This is a genomic window from Mesorhizobium sp. WSM4848 (assembly GCF_055811375.1).
This window is the reverse complement of sequence record NZ_JBVVPX010000074.1, coordinates 1-6823: the sequence shown is the minus strand read 5'-3', so window position 1 is coordinate 6823 and position 6823 is coordinate 1. Positions and strand designations below refer to the sequence as shown.

The window sequence follows — 6823 nt, the reverse complement described above, 5'->3', positions numbered from 1 at the left end:
ATACCCAATTCTCCATGCCGTCCGAGACGGCATAATTGGGGAATTTTACTTCGGCACTTTTGGGAAAATTTCACCCGGTATTGACATCGCGCCATAGCGACCAGGCGATAATGAAGGGCTTTTGTGTCGGTGGAAAGATGAGAATCCGGGCGAGGAGATAGCGGATCTCGAGGACGCTTGGCACCAGCGCAGCCATCCGGATCAGGCGGCGATTGGCTCCTTTGGACTCGTTTCGTTCGGTTTGCTCCATGCGCTGCGGCGAAGATCAGCCGATAGCTTGGAGAGGAACGCCAGGGCGGCCATGCACAGGCTCATGTGGCGATGCCATCCGTGCCAGGACCGAGCCTCGCAATGGTCAAGTCCGAGATCATCCTTGGCCCGCTCAAAGCACTCCTCGACCGCCCAGCGCAGGCCGGCCACTGCCGCCAATTCGGCCAAGGAGGAACCGGGCGGGGCGAAGACCAGGTAGTAGGCTTTTTCTCCGGATGCCGATCGCTTGCGGCGGACGAGAAGCCAATGCTCAAAGCCGCCTTTTGATGTCCAAGGGCGGCGGATGCGTGCCCAGTCGTAGAGCCGAGGTCCTTTGGCGCCTTCCCCTGCCGCATGACAGACCCAGTCCTCGGGCGCGAGCTCGCTGGTCAGTTCCTCGGGCGAGGTTCCCTCAACCGACGATCCCCTCCACGGCGCATGAAGTGAGCGCCTCCAACCGCCAGGACATAGGGCGGCTCGCGAGCTTCCAGCATCCGGCGAAGGCTGCTGTCGGCCCCGTAGACCGCGTCGCCCAGCACGTAAGCGCACGGGACGCCGGCATCGAGCGCTGCCTCGACCATGGCGCGTGCCATCTTTGGCTTGGTCGCAAACTCGATCGTCTCCGGGATCGAGGCCCTGGCACATCGCGCCCGATCCTTTGTCCAACTCTCCGGCACGTAAAGCCGACGATCGACCAGCGCCTGGCCGTAGCGGCTCGCGTATGCCAAGAACACACCGATCTGGCTGTTCTCGATCCGCCCGCCGTTCCCGAGTACTGACGCGCGACACCGGCGGAGCGATCGCCCTTCTTCACAAATCCGGTCTCGTCGACGATCAGGACGCCATCCTCGTCGCCCAACGCCTCCACGACATAATCGCGAACCTCGTCTCGGAGCCGATCAGCGTCCCACTGGCTGCGTCCCAACAGCGACTGCATCCGATAGAGCCGCTCCGCTCCGGACTGCTCAGCCATCAGCCAGCCGGTCTTGCGCTCAATGCCCGAAAGAAGGCGGTCAAGGAAATCCGCGCCCGTCTCTCGCAGCTCACGACGAGGAAGCACCCGTCCAACCCGCGCCTTCAGCGCTGTCAGCTCCTGCTCCCAAGCCAACAACGACCCCGACCACGAAGCGACAGACATGGCTCCCTCCTTCTTAACCTGTCGAAGGGAATCACAAAATCAATTGATCCGCAACTGTAGTACTAGGTCCAACAGGTCGTGACTTGCGGTAAGACAGATGCGATGCTTGGGTGGCCGCGAGCGACCGTCGGAAAGAACGTGACGGATGTATAAAAGCCGTAATTTAGCAGTCGCCCTGCGAAATCGATGGTCGCGAATTCGTCGCCCACCTTGATCATGCGAATGCGCCCCGCCGATCTGTTTGGATGCGTTCGTCGAAGGAGGCGATGCGCTCGGGGCCAACTGTCCTTGGCGAACTTTGAACTCGTTCGTCCGATGAATTTCTGCCGAGGCAAGGGCGGCGCCGACGGCTGCGACGTTGGGCGAAGCCGAGAAGGCATGTGGAATGGAGTAGCAGCGAAATAGCTCTTCCTGATACGCCGTTCCAAGCATGAGCATGCCGGCCGACGCGCCGAACCTTGCCGAGGGATGCTGCGGCGCCCACCGAGCACAAGCGGCAATTGCGAGCGCGCAAATCCTTCACCGTTTTTGCCGAAAAGGGAAATTCCGCGCGCGTCGTCGATGTACAGAAAAAGAGAGACTATACCGCTCCTGCAACTGGAGAAGCCCTTCGATCGGGGCGAAGCCGCCCATCGAGTTGACGCCATTACACACATAGGCGACATTGGACGCCTGCGGCAAATCTGCTCCAAAGCATCGAGGTCATTGTGAGGAATTGTCTCGACTTGCGTCTCCTCGGCCACGACCCGTTTACGAAAGGCGGGGAGGCATGGGCGCGCCGGTCGAAGGCCATGACAGGTTTCTGCCCTTCCGTCAGATGTCCGGAGACAATGATTGGCGGTGCGCGCATATTTGCAACCATGACCGTTGAATAGGCAATGACGCGCGCTCAAAGAGTTGCGAAAGCGCATGTTCAAGATCACCAATGAGCCGAAGTTCACCGCGTGCAGGCACAGGGCCACTGGATTGATCCATATTCTTCTATTGCGGTGACCGCACCGGCAACGACGGCCGGAGGGTTGTCAACGCCTAGGTAAATACAACGTTCATAGTCGGTGATGATATTGCCTCGACGCTCGCCTCCTGTGAGCGAGACCGCCCTTCCCTCCATGGACCGGCCGTAAACCGCCATGACACCGCGATGGTGAGCCGCTTCGAAATGAGTTCCCGTGCGGTCACTGACCGAGGCCGTGTTGCCGAACGAGTGGCGCGCACGGAGCGGAGCTTCCTCCAGACTCCACAGCAGACATGAGACTTCCTTTCCTAAAGTCATGTGGGATCTGGCTATAAATCTCGCTACGTCACGGCAAGGACTATCTGTTGGATTCATGGAAGTAAATAGTTGGCAGGTCGCCTCGAGTGCGGATTCCGACGTGAAGCCGGCCGCCATTCCGATCAAAGACCGGCCACCATTCCGATTTGAAGCCGGCCACCATTCCAATCAAAAGCCGGCCAGTTTTCGGCACTGAACATTTCCTCCTGTGTCAGCAACTTTGGCATCAAATGCCCCCCGATGAACGGGGAGCTTATTGATGCCGGCAAAGAGAAGGCTGACCATGAGACAGTTACGACAAATGCTGCCAGGACCGAGCTGCTGATCCTCGACCCACGCCGCGATCTCCTGGAGATCATTGAGGAGTGCTACGAACGACGCTCAACCATCCTCACAAGTCAGGTGCCCGTGGATCGGTGGTACGAAATTATTGCAAACCCAACTCTGGCCGATGCCATCCTGGATCGCCTCGTTCACAACGCCTATCGCATCGATCTCGCCGGTGAAAGCATGCGAAAACAGCGCCCGCCAATCGCACCCGAAAACACCGAAGCTTGACCTCAAACAAAACCCAATCCAAACATCAACCAGACCCAGGATCAGTCCGAGATATGGCCGCCTTCAAATCGGAATGGTGGCCGGAATGAAATCGGAATGACTGGCCGGCTTCATCGGAATCGGTGGCCGGCTTCATCGGAATACGCAGCCTCGAGCGTCGTATGGTCGAGGAAGTGCGGACCGGCTATCACCTCAAGCATCAGAGTGCTCTCGGCAACAGAGCGCGTTATTAGTCCGCTGTGCGCGCTGAAATCAGCTTCGCCAAGTGGAGAATTTAGGGCACGCGCCCGAAGCTGGGTTTTAGTCCGAACACTCCAAAGAAGTGCGGGCATGCGGATTGACCCGCTCCGTCACTGCCCTGGTGCAATGGCCCAAAACCTGTTGCCGCCGCATCGGCTGCGCCGGCGGAAGAGGACCGGCATTGTAACGGAGTCCATTGGTTGCCCGTGATCCCCTTCAGTGGACGATGCGAAGAAGGCGGAAGCCTCCCTGATGAGTGGTGCGCGGATCGGCCGGCTGCACGGTGTGCCCGCGACGGTCAAACAATGCCGACACCAGCAAGGTCTTCGCCGGCCATCAGCCGACCGAGGACACGCAGGTGCGCGTCCGGCTCCAACTCGGCGGGCGAGCCAGTAGGGCGCTGATGTACTCCACCGAGAAATCTTCTCGCGCTAACTCCTGATCCAGCTTGACGCGGGCCTTCTCTGATAGTCCGGTCATTGTGCCGGGTCGCTAGAACGGATCGCTTTGCCACGGTCAAGAACTAGGCTCCTTGCATACGTTCTCGAGTATGAGAGCAATCTCCAAGAGCTGGGCATCGGAGCCGGGCGCGCCAACAATCTGCACAGCGACGGGCAGGTCGCCGCTCGGCGAGGCGACCGGCAGCACTAGCGCCGGCGCGCCAATTAGGTTGAAGAAGTAAGTGAACAGCGTCAGGGCATTGCCAAGCGGCATCGTCTGCCCGGCAATGTCCACGTCGACGGTCCCGACCTGCGGCGCCGTGATCGGACAGGCCGGCGTCAGCAGGATGTCGAACGTCTGGATGGCCTGCGTAAATGCTCGCCTGTAGTTTCCCAACAAGCGTTTGCACTGGATGTAGCTTTCTGCAGACAGGAACTGTCCCATCACCATACCGCCACGCAGGTCAGCACCGAATCGATCGCGTGCGCGGGCGAGATTGGGGCCGTGATAGGCAAGAGTCTCGGCGAGTTGAATTGCCAGCGATACTGTACGGGCCTCAGACTGGTCTGGGAGTTCGATCGCGCCGAAAGTGGCTCCCGACCGTCGCATGTGCTCCTTGGTCGCAAGGAACGCGTGGCGCACCGACGCCTCGCATTTCTCCTCGCAACCCTCAATCAAGGCAACCCTCAGCGCCACGCTGGGTTGTGTGGCCGGCGGGAGCTTCGCGATGTGCCTGACGACAAGCTCCAGGTCGCTGACCGACGTCGCGAGCACGCCCGCATGGTCCAGCGACCAGCAATAGGGGATGACGCCGCCGAGACTGATCAGGCCGTAGCTCGGCTTGTATCCGGCGATGCCGCAGAGCGCGGCCGGAACGCGAACCGAGCCGCCGGTATCCGTGCCGAGCGCGAATGGCACGATGCCTGCCGCGACGGCCGCCGCGGATCCGCTGCTCGAGCCGCCTGCTAGCCTTGTCTCGTCGTGCGGGTTGACGACCGTTCCGGCCCAGCAGTTCTCGCCGGTCGCGCCAAAGGCGAATTCGTGGAGATTCGTCTTGCCAATCAGGGCCGCCCCCGCTGCGTCGAGCATGCAAATGGCCGCCGCCGACCTGTCCGGCACATTGTTCTCTAGCACCCTGCTGCCGCAGGTGGTCCGAATGCCGCGCGTTTCGAACATATCCTTCGCGGCGTAAGGAATTCCGTCAAGCGGGCCCAGGACGCGGCCTGCTCTTCGGCGTGCATCGGCTTTCTCCGCCTGGGCCAGCGCGTGGTCGGCGGCCACTGTAATGAAACTGCGCAGCGAGGAATTGGTCCGCTCGGCCGCAGCGATACATTCCCCGACAATCTCGATCGCGGACCGGTTGCCGCTCTTGAGTGCGGCCGCAATACTCTTGATTGACCTCGACTCAGTCACGGCAAGACTCCGATGCTTGCACTGCGGCGTCCGGCGCAACATCGCCCAGGTCCCTGGCGACGATTCTGCGCAAACCCGAGACCACGCTCTCGAAGCTAGAGACAACCCCGAACGGGGCAGTCACCAACTGCTCAAGATCGTCGTCGGCCCACTGGCTGCCAAAAAACTCGACGTTGACGGACTTTAGGGTCTCCAGACGCGGTTTTGCCATTGTTTCCCCTTTCACCTACAGCAAGGCCGTTGGATTTGACGGCCTCGCAGGTGATGCCGGCCTGATGAACGCGAGCGCGGCCCTGCTGCACTGCTCCGTAGCCAGTAACGCCAGCAATGTCATACATCGCACGCAGCCGAGAACATTGGTGGATGATGGCATCGATTTGTCTGTATCGATACGCGTCCTTTTGTCCGCGAGATAGTCGTAGTGAGCTGGAATCAGCCGACCACGTAATTGGATAAAGACCAAAATTCTCGGCGGCTTGGACATAGAGCGGACCATCACCCGTTGAAACTTAAACCAGGACGAGTGCTTCTTGCCAAGTGTCAACAAACTTTGCGTGACGTGCAGCCGTCCGAGCGAAAACCGCATCAGCTTTTGCACCCGTGCCTCACCTCAGACTTTGAGGTGAACGTATCAGTGCCAGCCATCTGTGGTCGCAAAGATTCTGCAAATTTATTTGAAGGATCTGTTGCAACTTTCTGCACGGGTCGGTGTTGCACGAAGCCCTGTATTAATTTCGGTGAGTTGCGATGTCCAAGCGGCGCCAACTTGATCAGTCTGTGACCAGGGTCGCAAGCGCTGGTTCTAAAAGGCCACTTGACAAGCTTTTCCTTTAAATCGGGGCACGGGTGACCGCGTGGCGAAAAGCAGGGGCCTCAGCTGAAGGACTGTCGCGCGTGCGCGCTTTGGCCGCGCGGGTTCCAGTCGTCGACTAGAGCGCGTCCTGTTTAATCTGGGTCGTATCCAGCTGCCTTGAAGTAGTTGGCGCATTCGGCTGGGGTGAAGCGTTCGAGGATCGCGCCGACTGCGTCCCACAGTGCGCTGATTGTCCGCTCGGCCTTTGCCCGCATCAGCGCCTTGAGCTTGGCGAAGGCGTTTTCGATGGGATTGAAGTCTGGGCTATAGGGCGGGAGATAGAGCAGGCTCGCCCCCGCCGTCTCGATCGCGTCGCGGACGCCGGCGGCCTTGTGGGCAGGCAGGTTGTCCATCACGACGACGTCGCCGGGTTCGAGTGTGGGAACCAGCACCTGGTCGACATACGCCAGGAACACGGTGCCGTTCATGGCGCCGTCGTAGACGAAGGGGGCGGTCATGCCGGTCAGCCGCAATGCGCCGGTGAAGGTGGTGGTCTTCCAATGACCATGGGGCACGCCGGCCCGGCAGCGCTCGCCGCGTGGGGCTCGTCCGCGCAGGCGGGCCATCTTCGTCGACAGTCCGGGGTGAGTAGGCCGGAGGAATTTCACCTGCCGGCCTCTCGCAGAACGGTGCGTGAACCTCTCGATTCACACCGCTC

General features: G+C 60.4%; 3 protein-coding genes and 3 pseudogenes. 1 reads left to right on the top strand and 5 read right to left on the bottom strand.

Annotation, left to right across the window (positions count from 1 at the left end):
- Positions 1-70: 70 nt before the first annotated feature.
- Entirely contained in the window at positions 71-250 is a 180-nt protein-coding gene (locus AC0L16_RS33110) for a hypothetical protein (RefSeq protein WP_473625722.1), read from the bottom strand.
- A pseudogene (locus tag AC0L16_RS33105) lies at positions 202-1387 on the bottom strand (IS701 family transposase). The gene AC0L16_RS33110 and the pseudogene AC0L16_RS33105 overlap by 49 nt, the downstream one beginning before the upstream one ends.
- Before the next feature lie 1579 nt (positions 1388-2966).
- Between AC0L16_RS33105 and AC0L16_RS33100 the strand changes: the two are divergent.
- Positions 2967-3218: pseudogene (locus AC0L16_RS33100) on the top strand (ATP-binding protein); the annotation flags it as partial.
- A gap of 274 nt (positions 3219-3492) precedes the next feature.
- On the opposite strand, the gene AC0L16_RS33095 reads toward AC0L16_RS33100, so the two are convergent.
- The 3 genes and pseudogenes from AC0L16_RS33095 to AC0L16_RS33085 all read right to left on the bottom strand — a co-directional run.
- Positions 3493-3669 carry an amidase family protein gene (locus AC0L16_RS33095; protein WP_473625721.1) on the bottom strand — a complete coding sequence of 59 codons (177 nt, stop codon included), beginning with the start codon at positions 3667-3669 and terminating at the stop codon, positions 3493-3495.
- Between the two features lie 305 nt (positions 3670-3974).
- A complete protein-coding gene (locus AC0L16_RS33090; protein ID WP_473625719.1) occupies positions 3975-5354 on the bottom strand; it encodes an amidase in 1380 nt (459 codons plus the stop codon).
- Between the two features lie 903 nt (positions 5355-6257).
- Positions 6258-6740: pseudogene (locus tag AC0L16_RS33085) on the bottom strand (IS630 family transposase); the annotation flags it as partial.
- Positions 6741-6823 lie beyond the last annotated feature (83 nt).

Coding starts and splice junctions, on each gene's coding strand:
- AC0L16_RS33110 (WP_473625722.1), bottom strand. CDS start 250: ATGGAGCAAACCGAACGAAACGAGTCCAAAGGAGCCAATCGCCGCCTG.
- AC0L16_RS33090 (WP_473625719.1), bottom strand. CDS start 5,354: ATGTTGCGCCGGACGCCGCAGTGCAAGCATCGGAGTCTTGCCGTGACT.